11 protein-coding genes and 1 pseudogene are annotated in these 16505 nt (G+C 72.8%); 5 read left to right on the top strand and 7 right to left on the bottom strand.

The features are described from left to right. The first annotated feature begins 44 nt into the window (after positions 1-44). Positions 45-1004: an AraC family transcriptional regulator gene (locus tag M2163_RS08260; RefSeq protein WP_280854287.1), complete on the top strand. Its 960-nt coding sequence runs from the start codon at positions 45-47 to the stop codon at positions 1002-1004. A gap of 95 nt (positions 1005-1099) precedes the next feature. After that, on the top strand, positions 1100-2812 hold the full coding sequence (locus tag M2163_RS08255; protein ID WP_280853466.1) for a hypothetical protein: 1713 nt from the start codon (positions 1100-1102) through the stop codon (positions 2810-2812). Positions 2813-2883: 71 nt separating this feature from the next. Here the strand turns inward: M2163_RS08255 and M2163_RS08250 are convergent, their stop codons facing one another. The 7 genes and pseudogenes from M2163_RS08250 to M2163_RS08220 form a co-directional block, all read right to left on the bottom strand. Continuing rightward, positions 2884-3525 (bottom strand): cutinase family protein, encoded by a 642-nt coding sequence (locus M2163_RS08250; protein ID WP_280853467.1) that lies wholly within the window; start codon positions 3523-3525, stop codon positions 2884-2886. Positions 3526-3606: 81 nt separating this feature from the next. Next, positions 3607-4839, bottom strand: coding sequence for a PucR family transcriptional regulator (locus M2163_RS08245; protein WP_280893589.1), 1233 nt, complete (start codon positions 4837-4839; stop codon positions 3607-3609). A 122-nt stretch (positions 4840-4961) separates the two neighbouring features. After that, entirely contained in the window at positions 4962-5885 is a 924-nt protein-coding gene (locus M2163_RS08240; RefSeq protein WP_280893588.1) for an alpha/beta hydrolase family protein, read from the bottom strand. A 16-nt stretch (positions 5886-5901) separates the two neighbouring features. Continuing rightward, positions 5902-6666, bottom strand: a complete 765-nt coding sequence (locus M2163_RS08235; RefSeq protein ID WP_280897230.1) for an alpha/beta fold hydrolase — start codon at positions 6664-6666, stop codon at positions 5902-5904. A 484-nt stretch (positions 6667-7150) separates the two neighbouring features. Beyond that, positions 7151-9763 (bottom strand): annotated as a pseudogene (locus M2163_RS08230) (beta-ketoacyl synthase N-terminal-like domain-containing protein); the annotation flags it as partial. 83 nt (positions 9764-9846) lie between these two features. Beyond that, complete coding sequence (locus M2163_RS08225; protein ID WP_280893587.1) at positions 9847-11559, bottom strand: fatty acyl-AMP ligase; 1713 nt, start codon at positions 11557-11559, stop codon at positions 9847-9849. Positions 11560-11584: 25 nt separating this feature from the next. Beyond that, on the bottom strand, positions 11585-13126 hold the full coding sequence (locus M2163_RS08220; protein WP_280853472.1) for an acyl-CoA carboxylase subunit beta: 1542 nt from the start codon (positions 13124-13126) through the stop codon (positions 11585-11587). A gap of 590 nt (positions 13127-13716) precedes the next feature. Between M2163_RS08220 and M2163_RS08215 the strand changes: the two genes are divergently transcribed. The 3 genes from M2163_RS08215 to M2163_RS08205 all read left to right on the top strand — a co-directional run bounded on the left by M2163_RS08215 (position 13717) and on the right by M2163_RS08205 (position 16436). Then, the gene (locus tag M2163_RS08215) at positions 13717-14073 is read left to right on the top strand and encodes a DUF485 domain-containing protein (protein ID WP_280853473.1); all 357 of its coding nucleotides are present in this window, start codon (positions 13717-13719) and stop codon (positions 14071-14073) included. Further along, positions 14067-15659 (top strand): cation acetate symporter, encoded by a 1593-nt coding sequence (locus tag M2163_RS08210; RefSeq protein WP_280853474.1) that lies wholly within the window; start codon positions 14067-14069, stop codon positions 15657-15659. Before M2163_RS08215 ends, M2163_RS08210 begins: the two co-directional genes overlap by 7 nt. Positions 15660-15767: 108 nt before the next feature. Then, a complete protein-coding gene (locus M2163_RS08205; RefSeq protein WP_280853475.1) occupies positions 15768-16436 on the top strand; it encodes a YceI family protein in 669 nt (222 codons plus the stop codon). Positions 16437-16505: the final 69 nt, after the last annotated feature.

The raw sequence follows: 16505 nt of genomic DNA, 5'->3' as shown, positions 1-16505 counted from the left end.
GGGTATGTGCGAGTGAGGAGCAGAGCATGGGAGGCCCTGGCGCGATGGAGACGCTGACGTTCGACAGCGAGGATCTGGACCGGACCGAGGAGTTCCTCAGCCGTGCCTACGCGAAGATGCGCATCGGCAACGGCAGCGCGGACAGCAGCCGGGCACGGATCCACCGCAGCGCCATCGACTCGGTCAGTGTCGACGAGCTCGACCTGGACTTCGACATGAGCTACGCGGTCACCCCGCTGGGCCGGATCTGCCTGTGCGTGGTCCACGAGGGCACCATCGAGGACCACGTCTACCAAGGCGTCTCGGACTCCTTCGGCCCCGGCGACGTGGTGTCCTTCGCCCCGCCCGAGCTATCCTACGCGGGCCGGATCCACGCGGCCCGCTACAACATCACCATGCTGGACCCCGACCTGCTCACCCAGGTCGCGGCGACCGCGGACGGCCCGCGCCCCGAACCGGTCCGGCTCACCGGGCACCGGCCGCTCAGCCCCGCTGCGGGCGACCGGCTGCGGGCGACCATCCGCTATGTGCAGGACCACGTCCTGGTGGACGCCGCCGTCGCCGACCAGCCGCTGGTCGCCTCCACCGCCGCCCAGCACCTGGCCGCGGCCGTCCTGGCCACCTTCCCCAACACCGCCGTCACCGACCCCACCGGCACCGACCGCCAGGACGCCCACCCCGCCGCCCTGCGCCGCGCCCTCGCCCACATCGACGACCACGCCGACCGGCCCCTCACCGTCGCCCAGATCGCGGAGGCGGCCCACATCAGCGTCCGCGCGCTCCAGTACGCCTTCCGCCGGCACCTGGACACCACCCCGCTCGCGTACCTCCGCCAGGTCCGCCTCGCCCACGCCCACGCCGAGCTGGCGGCAGCCGACCCCGAGAGCGGGGCCACGGTCACCGACATCGCCGCCCGCTGGGGCTTCTACCACCCGGGCCGCTTCGCCACCCTGTACCGCCACACCTACGACCGCTCACCACGCCGTACGCTGCGCGAGGGCTGAGACCTCTCTGCGGCTGGTGACAAAGCGTCCACCGGGCCCTGCGTTCTTGTGAGCAACTGCCGGGGGCACGGCCCGCACCGCCCTACGGTCCCCGCATGAACACGAGTCGCAGCACAGGAAGCAGGTGGCGCACCGGGGCGCTGGCGGTATTGCTGACCGCCGGGGCGCTCACCGTGTCGTCGCCGACCGCCCAGGCAGAGAGCGCGAGAACCGAGACGGCCGTGGGCACGAGCGGCGGCGTCACCGAGACCCTGGTGCGGGTCAGGGCCCCGCTGCCCGCGTCCTTCGGTGCCCGGCCCGCGGCGTGCGACTGGCTGTCGTACCTGCGCTACCGGTCCGCCGACGGCCCCGCGGCGGCGGCCGACGCCGACCGGGTCCTGATCGCCCAGCCGGGCATCCTGGAGGGCGCCGGAGCCTTCGACAGCGTCGCCCGCAACACCGTGGCCCGCGCCGCCCGGCAGGGGCGGCACATCGAGTTCTGGGCCCTGGACCGGCGCTCCAACTGCCTGGAGGACCGCACCGGCATCGCCTCCGGCGACCAGCACACCGCGGTCGACTACTACTACCGCGGCAAACAGGTCCAGGGCCGCACCTTCGCCGGCTTCGTCGGCAACGACAAGCTCGGATGGATGGCGAAGCTGGGCATCGAGCAGACCGTCCGCGACGAGTACGACCTGCTCACCGCCGAACTGCCCGACCCGGGCGTGCGCAGGACCAAGGTGCTGTGCGGCGGCCACTCCCTCGGCGGAGTCGTCACCGGCTACTTCGCCACCGCCGACTTCGACGGCGACCGGGCCACCACCGCCGACGCCGGCCAGAACCAGTGCGCCGGCTGGTTCGCCCTGGACACCACCGTCTCCACCTCCCTCGGCGACCTGAGCGGCAGCATCCCCGACGACACCGACCTGCCCGACGTGGGCCTCGGTTACGGCGTCGTGCAGGCCGGACTCGACAGCGGTGTGCTCCCGCGCTCGCTGTCCGCACCCGTCCTGCTCAACCCCGAGACCATGACCCTGCTCGCCATCGCGGGCGTGGGCGCCCTGCAGGACCCGGGCGGCGAGGCCGACCTGCCGGGCTATCTGCCCGCCAACGCCAACATCGAGGCCACCAACCGCTTCCTGTTCTCCAAGGACACCGCCACCTTCCTCACCGGCTCACCCGCGGTGAAGGACTTCCGGCTCACCAACCAGGCGGTGCTCGGCGCCCTGATGGACGACCAGTCCGTACCGCTCGCCTTCCTCCAGAGCAGCGTGGGCTTCTTCGACGGCGGACCGGTCACCGACAAGAACTTCCCCGCGGCCAACGGGAGTTCGGCACAGCCGGGCCTCTTCGGCACCGAGTACAAGGCAATTCCGGCCGTGCCCCACGGGCCCCTCTACACATGGCGCACCTTCGACCGGGTCGGCGATCCGGACGACCCCGGTCACCGGTCGTCCGACGGAACGCCCTTCACCGCCGCGGGCAAGGAGGTCACCGACATCCAGGAGCTGGCGCGCAGCATGGCCGCGCAACCGCTGGACTTCACCGAGCAGTATTTCCCGACCAAACTCGTCACCGACCTCGAACTGTCCACCTCCCCGCAGGTGAAGAAGCTCGTCGTGCACCCGGACGGCCTCACCGCCAACCCGACGCTCACCGTCCTCGCGGGCGACGGACTGCTCGCCGGCCGGGTCCCCGCCGATCTGCACCCCGTGGTCGCGGACGGCTACCAGCACCTCGACGTGCTGACGGCGGCGCCGGTGCAGAACAACGGCCGGCCCGAACCGGTGTCCACCGCGCTGACGGAGTTCGCCCGATCACCCCGATGACCTCCGCAAGGGGGAAGGGCCCGGGAGGAGTTGTCCCCCCCCCCGGGCCCTTCCGTGTGCGGTCGACCCGCTCAGACCTTGCCCGCGGCGAAGGCCGCCGCCGCGTCGGCGTTCGCCGTGTAGCCGAGGTGCGCCAGCGTGTCGTTGCCGCCCGCCTCGCAGACGGGGTCGCCCTTGGCGCAGAAGTCGATGGTGCGGCTCTGGTACGTGCCGGTGACGCTCTTGCCGATCGCCCGGATCGGATTGCCGAACAGCAGCACGGCGGCCACCCGTGACTCCAGTGCGGCGGGAAGGGAGGCCACGATGGGGCTGCCGACCACCGCACCCGCACTGCTGATGCCGATGGAGTTGTCGACGACATTCGCGCCCTGCGAATAGCCGACGAGGATGAAGCGCTGGTTCGGACAGGCGGACGCCTGGCTGTTCACGTGGTTCACCAGGTCCGCGTTGCCCTGCGCGGCCGACGTGAGGGAAAGGTCCGCGGGGTAGTTCACCTTGTAGCTGCTCAGACTCCGGCCCGTGATTTTCCGCTGGAGGGCGGAGTACACCGGGTCGCCGACGATCAGGCCGAGGGTGCCCGGCTCGAACGTGCCGCGAGCTGCGACGACGTCAATGTCCGAGCAGGCCGCGGCGGCCGCCTCCGGTGCCGTGAGGGTGGCCGCGCAGGCGCCGCCGACCAGCGAGAGCGCGGCGAGGCACAAGCGAATACGCATGGGGGGATCCTTTGAGGGTGGGGCGTGTGAAACGCCTGCGGAAAGGATGTCCCGAAGGTATTCGCTGAACCAACCACGGTGTTATGGACGGGAATTCAGGAATTCCTCGTTCTTTTGTGCGGTGGTGAGTGCCAGAATGAGATCAAGGCGCGAAGGGGGATCGTGCAGGGCGTCGCCGAAGACCTTTTCCAACTGGCGCAGCCGGTAACGCACGGTCTGCGGATGGACATGGAGACGGGCGGCGACATCGGGCACGTTGCTGCCGCTGAGCAGCCACGCCAGCAGCGTCTCGGCGAGCCGCTCCCGCTGCCCCTCCGAGACCCTGTCGAGCGGTGCGAGGGCCCGCGCCCTCAGCTGGTCGAGCATCGGTTCGTCGCTGTGCAGCAGCAGCGTCGACAGGTGGTCCGCGCAGCGCACCACCCCCTGCCGGGGGAGGAGGCCACGCCCCATCAACCCGAGCGCCCGGGTGGCCCAGCGCAGCGACTGCGCGGCCTGTGCCAGCGGGACCGTGGGCCCGATCGCGGCCGGCCGCCCGCGCAGGGCGAGGCCGAACGCCCGCCCGCCGAAACGCCCGCAGCCGTCCGGGTCGGGGATCAGCATCCGCGGCGGCCGCGACTCCATGTCCACCAGGGCCCCCGCCGCGGCCAGCGGCCGGTCCTCGTCCCGCTGGTCGGGGGTGGCCGCGAGCGCCACGACCGCGACCTGCGCGGGCACCGTCCACCGGGCGCCGTGCGCCAGGTCCTGCACCGCCGCCGGGGCGGCCGGCCCCTCGCCGAGCAGCAGGTCCAGCAGGCGTCTGCGCCGCCGCTCCAGCTCGTCCGTGTTGCGCGCACGGGCCTCGGAGTACCCGGCCGCCGCGGCCTCCGCGACCTCGTGCACCGTGCGGAAGGCGAGCTCGCCCAGCGCCGTGACCACCGCGGAGTCCAGACCGAGCTGCTCCGCCGTGCGGCCCATCAGCCGCCAGGCGTGCAGTCCACCGACCCGCAGCGCGGACTGCAGCGCGTCCAGGCTGCGCCCCTCCAGGGCCTCGCCGCGGCCGAGTTCGTAGTACGTCGCCGCGATCGCGTCCCCGCGGCCGCGCGGGTCGGCGATGTGGTCGACGAACAGGGTCAGCGCCTGCACCACTCCGGCTCTGAGGTGTTCGCGGTAGGTGCCGTCGGCCGGGCGCGCGTACTCGGGCACCTGCCGGCGGACCTCCTCCTCGACCTCGTCGGCGACCTCCTCCAGCTGGGCGCGCAGCAGTTCGGCGAGGTCGGGCGGGACCGGGGCGCCGCCGAGGCTGTCCGGAGCGCCGTGCGGGACGGGGGTGGCCAAGGGAGACCCTCCTTTCACCCGGAAGCGGCTCACCCGCGGGGCGTTGCCCGTGGGGCGAGGGGTGAGTCCTGGGTTGGACGGGCGGCCCCTGCGTTGCGTTCCGTGCCCCGACGGTAGCGACTTCACTCCGGCACCCCCAGCCCCCGGGCGAGCAACGGCCACGACGCGGTGAACTCCCGCTTCCAGTAGTCCCAGCTGTGCCCGCCCCCTGCGTAGAAGTGCGTGGTGACCGGGATGCGCAGCAGCGCGAGCGTGTCGGTGAAGCTGTGCGCGGAGGGCCACAGGGCGCTCTCCAGGGCCTCGGGCAGCCAGTCGCCGGTGCCGCCCGCGAGTCCGCTGCCGCCGGAGACGTACAGGGCGGTGCCGCGCAGGCCCACCGCGCGGTTTCGCGGGTTGAAGTCGCGCCAGGTGAGCAGGTTCAGGAACGGGTTGCCCCACAGGGAGGCGGGCGCCAGGTTCTCGCGGGCCACGATGGCGTCCATGAGCGGGGGCACACCGGGCGCCGTGGTGTCGAGGATCCCGCTGTAGGAGGCCGCTGCGGTGAACGTCCCCGGGTGCCGTGCCGCGTGCGCCATGGCACCGTAGCCGCCGGTGGACACCCCCGCGACGACCCGTGCGCCGGAGGCACGGTAGTCGCGGGCGAGCAGCGCCGGGACCTCCTCGATCTGGAAGGTCTCGTAGTCGGGCCCGTCGCGCCAGGCGGTGGGGATGCCCGTCGGTCCCGCGTCGGGCATCGCCACGATCAGGTTCCGGCCCTCGGTGAAGGCCTCGATGTCCGTCTCCCGGGTCCAGGACGTGTAGTCGTCGTGGGCGCCGTGCAGCAGGTACAGCACCGGGTAGGTGCGGGTGGGTTCCGCGTCGAACCCCGACGGCAGGATCAGCCGCACCGGGGCGCTGCGGCCGAGCGCGGCGGAGGACACGGACACGTCCCTGGTGCGGGACCCCAGCGCGGCGGCGGTCCGGGCGCCGAACAGGACGGACAGACCTGCTCCGGCCGCGGCCCTGGTGACGGTACGTCGGGACACTCCGGTGGTGCGTCGGTGCATGGCGGCTCTCCTCGGGTCACGTGCGGCGGGTCCCTGCGGCGAGCTCACGCCCCAGGTGGGCGGCGATCTCGTCGACGTGCGGCGGGTCGAGCAGCGACAGATGGTGTCCCGCGACCGGTACGACGGTCAGGCGCGGGCACACCTCGTCCCAGCCCAGCGTCCGGTCGTCGCGCTCGTAGGCGGGGTCGCGCACGGTGTGCGGAGCGGGCTCGGTGGCCCGGTACAGGACCACCCGCCCGTCGTGGCGGCCCGGCTCGTGGGCCTCGCCGATCCTCAGGTCCAGGTACGAGGAGCGCTGGTGCTCCAGGGCGGCGGCCGGCACGTCCGCGGCCGCGCGCAGGATCTCCAGCACCGTGTCGATGCGCTCGCCGTCGTCGTCCATCGCGACGAGGTCCTCGTACGGCAGCTCCAGCGGGACCCCGTAGGCGTCCTGGACGTGACGGGCGAAGCCCTCGAAGTGGTCGCGGAGCCGCTCGGCAGGTGTGCGGCCGGGCCGGCGCAGGGGCCGCACAGAGTCGATGAGGACCACCAGCTGAACGTCCCGGCCCGCGGCGGTGAGGTGCCGCGCGGTCTCCTGGGCGACGAAGCCGCCGAAGGACCAACCGCCCAGCAGACAGGGCCCGTCGGGGTGCACGGCGGTGACGGCCTCGGCGTAGCGGCGGGCCTTCTCGGTCACCGTCGGCGCGTCTTCCAGGCGTTCGAGCCCGTACACGGGCCGGTCGTCGCTCAGGCGTTGGGCGAGGGCCCGGTAGACGTCGGTGGTTCCGCCGGCCGCGTGCACGAGGAAGAGCGGCGGCCGGGTGCCGGTGACGCGCAGCGGGCGTACCGCTCCCGGCCGGACGCGGTCGGCCAGCTGTTGGACCGTGGTGGCGCCGAGCAGCTCGCGAAGCGGCAGCTCGACGGCGAACTCGCGCTCCAGGGCGGTGCGGACGGCGGACCGCCATCAGCGAGTCGAGCCCGAGCCCGGCCAGCGCGGTGCCGGGGGTGACCCGGCCGGCGGGATGACCGGTGACGGCCGCGATGTGGTGGCACAGGCGGGCGGCGACAGAGGTGTCCTGCCCGGCGGGCGCCTCCTCGGCCGGCGCCTGCGGGGAGGCGGGCGTCCGGGCCGGTGAGGCTCCCCGTCCGTCCGTCCACCAGTGCCGCACATGCCTCCAGCGCGGCGCGGGCAGGTCGACGACCCGGCCCGCGGGCAGCGGCAGCCGTGCGCCCGCGCAGTACAGGGCGCCCACCTGGGTGAGGAAGTCGGCGCATCCGTCGGCGTCCCGCCGCAGCGTGCCGAGCGCGAGGGCCCCGGGCGCGTTCTCGGTGACGGCCCGGCCCAGGACCGGGTGCGGGGAGATCTCCACGAAAGCGGTGTGGCCGTCGGCGGCGGCCGCGGCGACGGCCCGGTCCAGCCGCACGGGCCGCCGCAGGTTCGCGGCCCAGTGGGCGGCGTCGAAGACGCAGTCACCGCGCGGGTCGTCCAGGACGGTGGAGTACACCGGCACCCGGGGCGCCCTGCCGCCGACGTCGGCCAATGCCTCGGTCAACTCGCCAAGCAGCGGCTCCACTTGGGGCGAATGACCTGCGCCGACGACCCGCATGGACCGTGCGGTGCGCCCCTGCCCCTCCAGCCGTTGCACCAGACGCGCCACCGCCGGCTCCTCGCCGGTGACGACCTTCTGCCCGGGCGAGGAGTGGACGGCGACCTGCACACCGGGGAAGTCCCGTTCCAGCGCGTCGAGTTCACCGTCGGTGAGGTCGACGACCGCCATCGCGCCGCCCCGCAGCCGGCCGAGCAGCGCTGCCCTGACGGAGACGATCCGGGCGCCCTCCGCGGCGTCCAGGGCGCCCGCGCAGACCGCCGCGGCCACCTCGCCCAGCGAGTGGCCGATGACGGCGGCGGGTTCGACGCCGTAGGAGCGCCACAGCTCGGCGAGCGCCACCTGGAATCCGAACAGGACGGGCTGGGCCACCTCCAGCCGGCCCAGTCCGCTCCCGGACGCGAGACGGTCGTACAGGGACAGTCCGCACTCCGCGTCGAGTTTCTCCACGGCGGCGGCGAAGGCGGGCTCCTCGGCCAGCAGCCTGCGTCCCATCCCGGGCCACTGGGTGCCGTAGCCGGAGAAGACCCACACGGGGCCGGGGCCCATGAGGTCGCGCTCACCGGTGACGACCCGTGCGTGTGGGCGCCCGTGTGCCAAGGCGTCCAGTCCGTCCGCGAGTTCGCCCGGATCCCGGGCGACCACGGCCGCGCGCACCCCTCCGCGGTCCGCCCGCCCGGCCAGCGTGCGAGCCACGTCGGCGGGGTGCGCGGACGCCGTCCGCAGCCAGTCGGCGAGCCGGGCCGCGGTGTCGCGCAGCCGCTCCCCGTCCATGTCGGACAGCTGATGGAGCCGCGCGCCGGGTTCGTCGGCCGGGCGCGCGGGCAGGACGCCGGGCCGCCATTCCTCCAGGACGGCATGCGCGTTGGTGCCGCCGAACCCGAACCCGGAGACGCCCGCGGTGGCCGTACCGGCGTAGCGCGGCCAGGGCTCGCCCTCGGTGACCAGGCGCAGCCGTTCGTCGTCCAGGGCGCTGCCCTCGGCGCAGTGCAGGGTCGGCGGGATGACGTCGTGGTGCAGGGCGAGCACGGTCTTCACCAGTCCGGCGATGCCCGCGGCGGACTCCAGGTGACCGAGGTTCGACTTCACGGAGCCGAGCAGCAGCGGCTGGTCGGGGTCGCGGTCCGCGCCGAGCACCGCGCCGAGGGCGCCCGCCTCGATGGGGTCGCCGAGAGGGGTACCGGTGCCGTGCGCCTCGACGTAGTCGACGTGGGCGGGGGTGAGTCCGGCCCGCGCGTACGCGGTGGCCAACAGGGCTTGCTGGGCGGCCGGGTTGGGGGCGAGGAGGCCGTTGGAGCGGCCGTCGGAGTTGACGGCCGTGGCGCGGATGACGGCGAGCACGCGGTCGCCGTCCCGTTCGGCGTCGGACAGCCGCTTCAGCAGCACGGCCGCACACCCCTCACCGCGTCCGATGCCGTCGGCGTCCGGCGAGAAGGGTTTGCACCGCCCGTCCGGGGCGAGGGCTCCCGCCCGCCGGAACGCCATGCTGACGGTGGGGGAGAGCAGCAGGTTGACGCCCGCGGCGATCGCCGTGTCGCTCTCGCCGGTGCGCAGGCTCACGCACGCGTGGTGCACGGCGACCAGCGAGGAGGAGCAGGCGGTGTCCACGGCCATGCTCGGCCCGCGGGTGTCCAGCACGTACGCCAGCCGTCCCGCGGTCACGCTCAGTGCTCCGCCCGCCGGGGCCCACGGGTCGACGGCGGCCGGGTCGGCGCCGGTGAGCGAGCCGTACTCGGGGGCGGAGACGCCGACGAAGACCCCGGTGGCGGTGCCCGCGAGGGAGGAGGCCGGGACGGCGGCGTGGGCGAGGGTCTCGTGGACGACCTCCAGGAGGATCCGCTGCTGCGGGTCCATGACGGCCGCCTCGCGCGGGGTGATCCGGAAGAAGTCCGCGTCGAACCCGGCGATGTCGTCGAGGTAGCCGCCGTACCGGGGCGCGTCCTCGGGCGGGAAGGCGGTGAAGTCGCGCCAGCGGTCCTCCGGGACCCGTCTGACCGCGTCGACGCCGTCGGTCAGCAGCCGCCAGTAGTCCGCCGGGCCGTGCACCCCGCCGGGGAGCCGGCAGCCGAGGCCGATGACGGCTACGGGCTCCGCGGCGGGAACCGCGGTGGCGCCCACCGGCGGCAGGGTCTCCGGCGGCGTACCGCACAGGTGCGCCACCAGCGCCTCCCCGGTGGGCGCCTCCCACAGCAACGTGGGCGGCAGGTCCCGCCCCGTCAGCCGGGAGAGGTCCCCGGCCAGCACGACCGCCTCCCGCGAGGACATGCCGAGGTCCGCCAGCGGCCGGTCCATCGCAACGTCCGCCGCGGGCGTGCCGGTCCATCCGGCGACGCGCTCCGCGACCAGGCGGCGCACCGCGCTCGCGTCGACGGCCCTCACGCGGCCCCTCCCGCCGCGTAGGCACCTGCGAGATACCGCTCACGCGTCAGCGCCCGTGACACCTTGCCGCTCGACGTCCGCGGCACCGTGCCCGGCGGGACGAGGAGCACATCGGCGAGCCGCAGCCCGTGCCGCCCGGACACGGCCGCGCGCACCTCCCGCACCAGGGCCGGTACGTCGATCTCGGCGAGGCTCGTGGTCCGCGCGTGCTCGGCCACCACGACCACTCGCTCACCGGAGGCGCCGGCCACCCCGAACGCGGCGAGCCGGTCACGCCGGACCGCCGGGTGCGTCTCCTGGACGGTGGCCTCCAGGTCCTGTGGGTAGTGGTTGCGTCCGTCGACGACGATGAGGTCCTTCAGCCGGCCGGTGACGATCAGCTCTCCCTCCAGGACGGTCCCCAGGTCACCGGTGCGCAGCCGGCCGTCCGTGCCGAAGACGCGCCGGGTCTGCTCGTCCCGGTTCCAGTAGCCGCGGCCCACGTTGGGGCCGCGCACCTGGATCTCACCGACTTCGCCCTCGGACAGGTGGGCGCCGGAGACCGGGTCGACGACGGAGACCTCCTGGCCCACCGGGGTTCCGCAGCCCGCCAGCAGCACGGCCCGGGGATCGTCGGGCCGTGCGGGCAGCGCCTTGCCCTCGGCGAGCGCGTCCCGGTCGAGGGCGAACCGGCGCACCGGGTCGCCGGGCCGAGCGGCGCTGACGAAGACGGTCGCCTCGGCGAGGCCGTACGACGGACAGTGCGTGGTGGCCGCGAGCCCCTGGCCGGCGAAGGCGGCCTGGAACCGGTCGGCCGTGGTGGGCCGGACCGGTTCGCTGCCGTTGATCAGCGCGACGACCCCGTCCAGCCGCAGGTCCGCCTTCTGGTCCTCGGTCACCGTCGAGGCGCAGTAGTCGTAGGCGAAGTTGGGCGCCGCGCTGAGCGCCCGCGGGTGGGCGGACAGCAGCCGCAGCCAGCGCGCGGGCTCGTGCAGGAAGGCGACCGGGTCCATGAGCACCGACAACAGCCCGCGCACGACCGGGGCGGCGACACTGAGGACGAGCCCCATGTCGTGGTAGAGCGGCAGCCAGCCCACGCAGGTCACCTGGTGGACGTCGGCGCCGTAGGCGCCCAGCGCCTGCCGGGCGTTGGCGACGACGTTGGTGTGCCCGATCTCCACGCCCGCCGGGGTGCGCGTCGACCCGGAGGTGTACTGGAGGTAGGCGATCCCACCGGCCGGGGGCGGGAGTTCCCGCGCGGCGGCGTCGGGCACCTGGTCCACGGCGACGACCCGAGCGGCGGCGCCCCTGCACAAGTCCCTTACCTCGTCGATTACCTGTTGGACCGTCACGACAACGGCGGGGCGCGCGTCGGCCAGGACGGCCGCCAGGCGGTCGCCGTGCCCGGGCAGACCGGGCGGGTACATCGGTACGGCGACCATGCCGGCCGCGAGCGCCCCCAGGAAGCCGGTGACGTACTCCAGCCCCTGGGGGCACAGCACCGCGACCCGCGCCCCGGGCCCGGCCTCCTCGGCGAGCCGTGCGGCCACCGCCCGGACGCGCACGTCCAGCCGGCGCCAGGTCAGGGTGCGGTGGACACCCCGGGAGTGCGGAGCGGGATGGTCGACGAAGGTGAACGCCCGGCGGTCCGGGGTGGTCCGGGCCCAGTGGCTCACGTACTCCGGCAGACTCCGGAACGCGGGGGCGAGCGGGGGACGGCGCATGTCCATCGGGCAGGTCTCCTCGCGAGGCAGGTCAGAGCGGGATGTTGCCGTGCCGGCGTTCCGGCATCGGGGCGCGCTTGCCGCGCAGCGCACGCAGGGCACGGCAGACGTGGGCGCGGGTCTCGCGCGGGGCGATGACCGCGTCGACGTAACCGCGCTCGGCGGCCAGGTAAGGCGTCCCGTGGGTGCTCTCGTACGCGTCCACCAGACGGGCCCGCAACGCCTCGGGGTCCTCGGCGGCGGCGAGTTCACGCCGGTGCAGCACGCCCACCGCCCCTTCGGCGCCCATCACCGCGATCCGTGCCGTGGGCCAGGCGAGGTTGATGTCGGCGCCCAGGTGCTTGGAACCCATCACCGCGTATCCGCCGCCGTACGCCTTGCGCACCACCACCGTCACCTTCGGCACGGTCGCCTCGGCGTACGCGTACAGCAGTTTGGCGCCTCGCCGGATGATCCCGGCCTGCTCCTGACGGACTCCGGAGAGATAGCCCGGCACATCGGCGAAGGTCAGCAGCGGAATGCCGAACGCGTCGCAGAACCGCACGAACCGCGCGGCCTTCTCGGAGGCGTCGATGTCCAGCACCCCGGCCGCGTGCAGCGGCTGGTTGGCGACCACGCCGACGGACGTGCCCTCGACGAGGGCCAGCGCGCAGATGATGTTCGGCGCGAACAGCTCCTGCACCTCCAGGAGTTCACCGTCGTCGACGACCGCCCGCAGGATGTCCCGCATGTCGTAGGCCTGTCCGAGCCGGTCCGGGACGATCTCGTCGAGCGCTATGCCGTCGCGGGGCGGCAGGGGGCCGTACTGCGGTGGCCGCTCCAGGTTGTTGACGGGCAGGTACGACAGCAGCTCCCGTACGGTGTCCAGGGCCTCGGTCTCGTCGGCGGCGAGGAAGTGGGCGTTGCCGTTGAGGGAGTTGCTGGTCCGGGCGCCGCCGAGCTCCTCGGCGCTGGTGCGCTCCCCGGTGACCGCCTCGATGACGTCGGGCCCGGTGACGAACATGTGCGAGGCGCCGTCCACCATCACGGTGAAGTCGGTGATGGCGGGGGAGTAGGCGGCGCCGCCGGCACACGGACCGAGCACGACGGAGATCTGCGGGATCACCCCGGACGCCCGGACGTTGCGGCGCACCAGTTCGGCGTACAGGGCGAGCGAGACGACGCCCTCCTGGATGCGGGCGCCGCCGCCGTCGTTGAGCCCGATGACCGGGCAGCCGGTTCTGAGCGCCAGGTCCATGAGGGCCACGGTCTTCTCACCGAAGGCCTCGCCCATGCTGCCGCCGAAGACCGTGGAGTCCTGGGAGAACACGCAGACGGGACGTCCGTCGACCGTGCCGTACCCGGTGATCACACCGTCGCCGTAGGGGCGTCGGGCGCTGTCCCCGGCGGGCCGGGCCCGGACGAACAGACCGGTCTCGGTGAAGGAGCCGGGATCCAGCAGCAGGTCGATCCGCTCCCGGGCGCCGAACTTGCCGCGTCTTCTCGGCCTGTTCCCGGCCACGGCCTGCGCTCGGCGGGCTTCGAGCGCCAGGACGCGGTCGGCGGTGCGGTCGGGCGGACGTGTCGTCGTCACCTCTAGTGTCACAGCCACCTCCGAAGTGGCCTTCGAATATGGCAGCGCCTCCGGCGCGGGCCGAGCCCCACGCCGTTCTGTTTGCGTGAGGTGAGTCCCGGGAGGCCCGCCTTAGTCCGTCGGTGACAAGGGTCCGCGTCCGCCAGGCGTTCGCTCTGTGCGCTGCATTTGAGACAACCTGGCCGACGGGAAGGTGCAGACCTATTCCGGACTCCGGCCTTTTCGCAGGCCCCAGGATGCCGCGCAGGGAAATCGAAGCACATGAATGAGTCAGTTTCCCGATTCGGTTCGACCTCCCGGTTGATAGTGCAACGGAGGCGCTGCAACAATCCCGGTCCTGACCTCGGCGCCACCCCCCGACCCCCCGGCCGACCGCCCTCACCGGCTTGTCGGCAAGCGCGCAATGCGCATCACGTGAATTTTGGATTCACGAATTCCCCACACGTCCGCACGGAGCACGACTCCGGCGTGCCATTGATGTCACGACCGGCGCGGCAGCAAAGAAGGTGCATGTGTCACGGCACTCCCCGGGGCTCGGCGGGCCTCCGTCCCCCTACGAAGCGGGCCCCGAAGCGGCGGACCGTCGATCGGTGTCCCGACAGCCCGCGTACCGGTCCTTGCGCCAACGTCACCGGCGCTTCGGTGTCCGGGCCACGGCCGTGGCCGTCGGCGGCTTCCTGCTGTACGTCCTGCTGTCGGGCTTCGCGCCCGGTCTGATGAACACCTCCGTGAGCGGCCCTCTCACGATCGGACTCGCCCTCGGGCTCGGGCAGTTCGTGCTGATGGGCGTGATCGTGTGGCGCTACCTCGTGCACGTGCGCACCCATGTCGACCCGGTGGTCCGGGGGTTGCGCGGCCTGGTCCGCCACCAGGAGAGCGCGGAACGCGAACGCGCGGCCTTCGAGGCGCGCACGGCCCCTCGTGAGGAGGGGTTCCGCCCATGGTGACGTTCGGCGCCTCCGTCGTGGACCGCCTCAGCCTCCAGCTGACGCTCGTGCTCTTCCTCTCCGTGGTCGTCGTGACCCTGTTCACCGCGCTGCTGACCGCACCCCAACGCGACGAGATCGGCGAGTTCTATCTCGGCAACCGCGCCATGTCCCCGCTGCGCAACGGGCTGGCGATGTGCGGCGACTACCTGTCGGCCGCGACCCTCCTGGGCAGCACCGGACTGGTCGCCCTGACCGGCTACGACGGACTGCTCTACCTGTGCGGTACCGCCGTGGCCTGGATGATGGTCCTGCTGCTGATCGCCGAACCCCTGCGCAACGCGGGCAGGTTCACCCTCGGCGACACTCTGGCGATGCGGCTGTCGCGCATGCAGCGGCCGGTCCGTCTCGCCCTGGCCCTGTGCACGCTGGCCATCGCCACTCTCTACCTGGTGGCCCAACTCGTCGGCAGTGTGGCCCTGCTGACCCAGTTCACCGGCGAACCCAGCACGGCCACCCGCACCCTGTGCGTCGTCGTCATCGGCACCGTCGTCATCGTCTACGCCGCCATCGGCGGCATGCCGGGCGCCACCTTCATCCAGGTCGTCAAGGCGGTCATGCTCATCTGCGGTGTCACCGTGGCCGGCGTGATGGTGCTGCACCGCTTCGACTGGAACGTCGAGAACCTGCTCGGCGCGGCCGCGGACAACAGCGGTCAGGGCACGCGGTTCCTGGAGCCGGGACTGCGCTACGGAGCCAGCACCACCAGCAAACTGGACTTCTTCAGCCTGCAGTTGGCCATCGTGCTCGGCCTCGCCGCCCTTCCGCACGTGATGATGCGCCTGCTCGCCCCGAGGTCGGTCGGCGTCCTGCGCACCTCGGTGGTGTGGGCCATGGGCCTGGTCAGCCTCGTCTGCCTGGCGGCCGGCATCCTCGGCCTCGGCGCCACCGCCGTCCTGGGCAGCGACACCATCGCGGAGAACGACCGCACGGGCAACGCGGCCGTCCTGCTGCTGGCGCACGAACTGGGCGGTGCCGTCCTGACCGCCCTGCTGTCCTGCCTGGCCTTTGTCACCCTCCTCGCGGTCGCGGCGGGTCTGACGCTGGCCGCCGCCTCCTCGCTCGCCCACGACCTCTACGGCGAGGTGATCCGCAAGGGCCGGGCGACGGAGACGGAGGAGCTGGCCGTGGCCCGGCTCGCGGCGGCCGTCATCGGCGTGCTCGGCATGCTGCTCGCCCTGATCTCCTGGGGTGCCAACTCCGCGACCCTCGCCTTCCTCGCCTTCGCCATCGCCGCGTCCGCCCTGCTCCCGACCCTCGTCTTCACCCTGTTCTGGCGACGGTTCACCGCACAGGGCGCCCTGCTGAGCCTGTGCGGGGGCCTGCTCACCTCGGTCCTTCTCGTCGTCTTCTCCCCGGTGGTCTCCTCCGTGCCCGCCTCGCTCTACCCGGACGCCGATTTCGCCTGGTTTCCCTTGCAGAATCCCGGAATCGTCTCCATCCCGGCCGGCTTCCTCCTCGGCTGGCTGGGTTCAAAACTGGGCCGGCCCGAAGCAAAGGAGACATACGAGGACTTCGAAGTGCGGACCCTTGTCGGAGTCGACTAGCCGATTTCCCCCGACTTTTCCGGGAAGTGTGTGGTGAACACGTGGATATTTCGTCGACGACGGAGCACGGCTTGCGGCAACAACTCCCGTGCAGTAATTAGGTGATGTATGAACTTGTTCAACCGTGGCACCATGTTCCGTCGTACGGACCGCACGGAACCCGCCGACGATTCCCAGCCCCCCACCGGGTCGTCGGCCACGGCCACAGCCGTCCTTCCCGACCCGGGACTGGCGGCCCTGACCGGGGAATGGGCCATCGACCCCGCCCACAGCAGGATCGGCTTCTCGGTACGCCACGCCATGGTGACCACCGTGCGCGGGGCGTTCCTGGAGTACCAGAGCCGTCTCTACTTCGACGGCCGTGACCCGTCCCGTTCGAAGGCGGAGATCATCATCAACACCGGCAGCGTCGACACCGGCGTGGAACAGCGCGACGGCCATCTCGTGGGGCGGGACTTCCTGGACGCCTCGGCCTACCCGCGCATGCGGTTCGTCAGCACCGCGGTGGAGGTGGTCGGCCCGGACGTGTACCGGATGACGGGAGACCTCACCATCAAGGCGACCACCCGCCCCGTCGTCCTGGAACTCACCTACATAGGCCATGTCACCGACCCGTTCGGCTACCAGCGGGCCGGCTTCGACGGCACCACCACCATCAACCGCTCCGAGTGGGGTCTGACCTACAGCACCCGGCTCGCCGAGGGCGGTGCCATGGTCAGCGAGAAGGTACGCCTCCAGTTCGACATCGCCGCGATCCGCACCCCTCCGGCCGGCTGACCGGTACCTGCCGCGAGGAGCGGGCCACGGACCCGTACGAGTCCGTGGCCCGCTCCGGTGCTTCCCCGG

The organism is Streptomyces sp. SAI-135, from assembly GCF_029893805.1.
In the GTDB taxonomy this organism is placed as follows: domain Bacteria; phylum Actinomycetota; class Actinomycetes; order Streptomycetales; family Streptomycetaceae; genus Streptomyces.
Note: the sequence above shows the minus strand (reverse complement) of the source record. Positions and strands in the feature narration are given on the sequence as shown.

Bases quoted from the DNA above. Each gene is read 5' to 3' on its own strand.
- M2163_RS08225 (WP_280893587.1), bottom strand. From the start codon at position 11,559: ATGGACATGCGCCGTCCCCCGCTCGCCCCCGCGTTCCGGAGTCTGCCG.
- M2163_RS08210 (WP_280853474.1), top strand. From the start codon at position 14,067: ATGGTGACGTTCGGCGCCTCCGTCGTGGACCGCCTCAGCCTCCAGCTG.
- M2163_RS08250 (WP_280853467.1), bottom strand. From the start codon at position 3,525: ATGCGTATTCGCTTGTGCCTCGCCGCGCTCTCGCTGGTCGGCGGCGCC.
- M2163_RS08240 (WP_280893588.1), bottom strand. From the start codon at position 5,885: ATGCACCGACGCACCACCGGAGTGTCCCGACGTACCGTCACCAGGGCC.
- M2163_RS08205 (WP_280853475.1), top strand. From the start codon at position 15,768: ATGAACTTGTTCAACCGTGGCACCATGTTCCGTCGTACGGACCGCACG.
- M2163_RS08260 (WP_280854287.1), top strand. From the start codon at position 45: ATGGAGACGCTGACGTTCGACAGCGAGGATCTGGACCGGACCGAGGAG.
- M2163_RS08255 (WP_280853466.1), top strand. From the start codon at position 1,100: ATGAACACGAGTCGCAGCACAGGAAGCAGGTGGCGCACCGGGGCGCTG.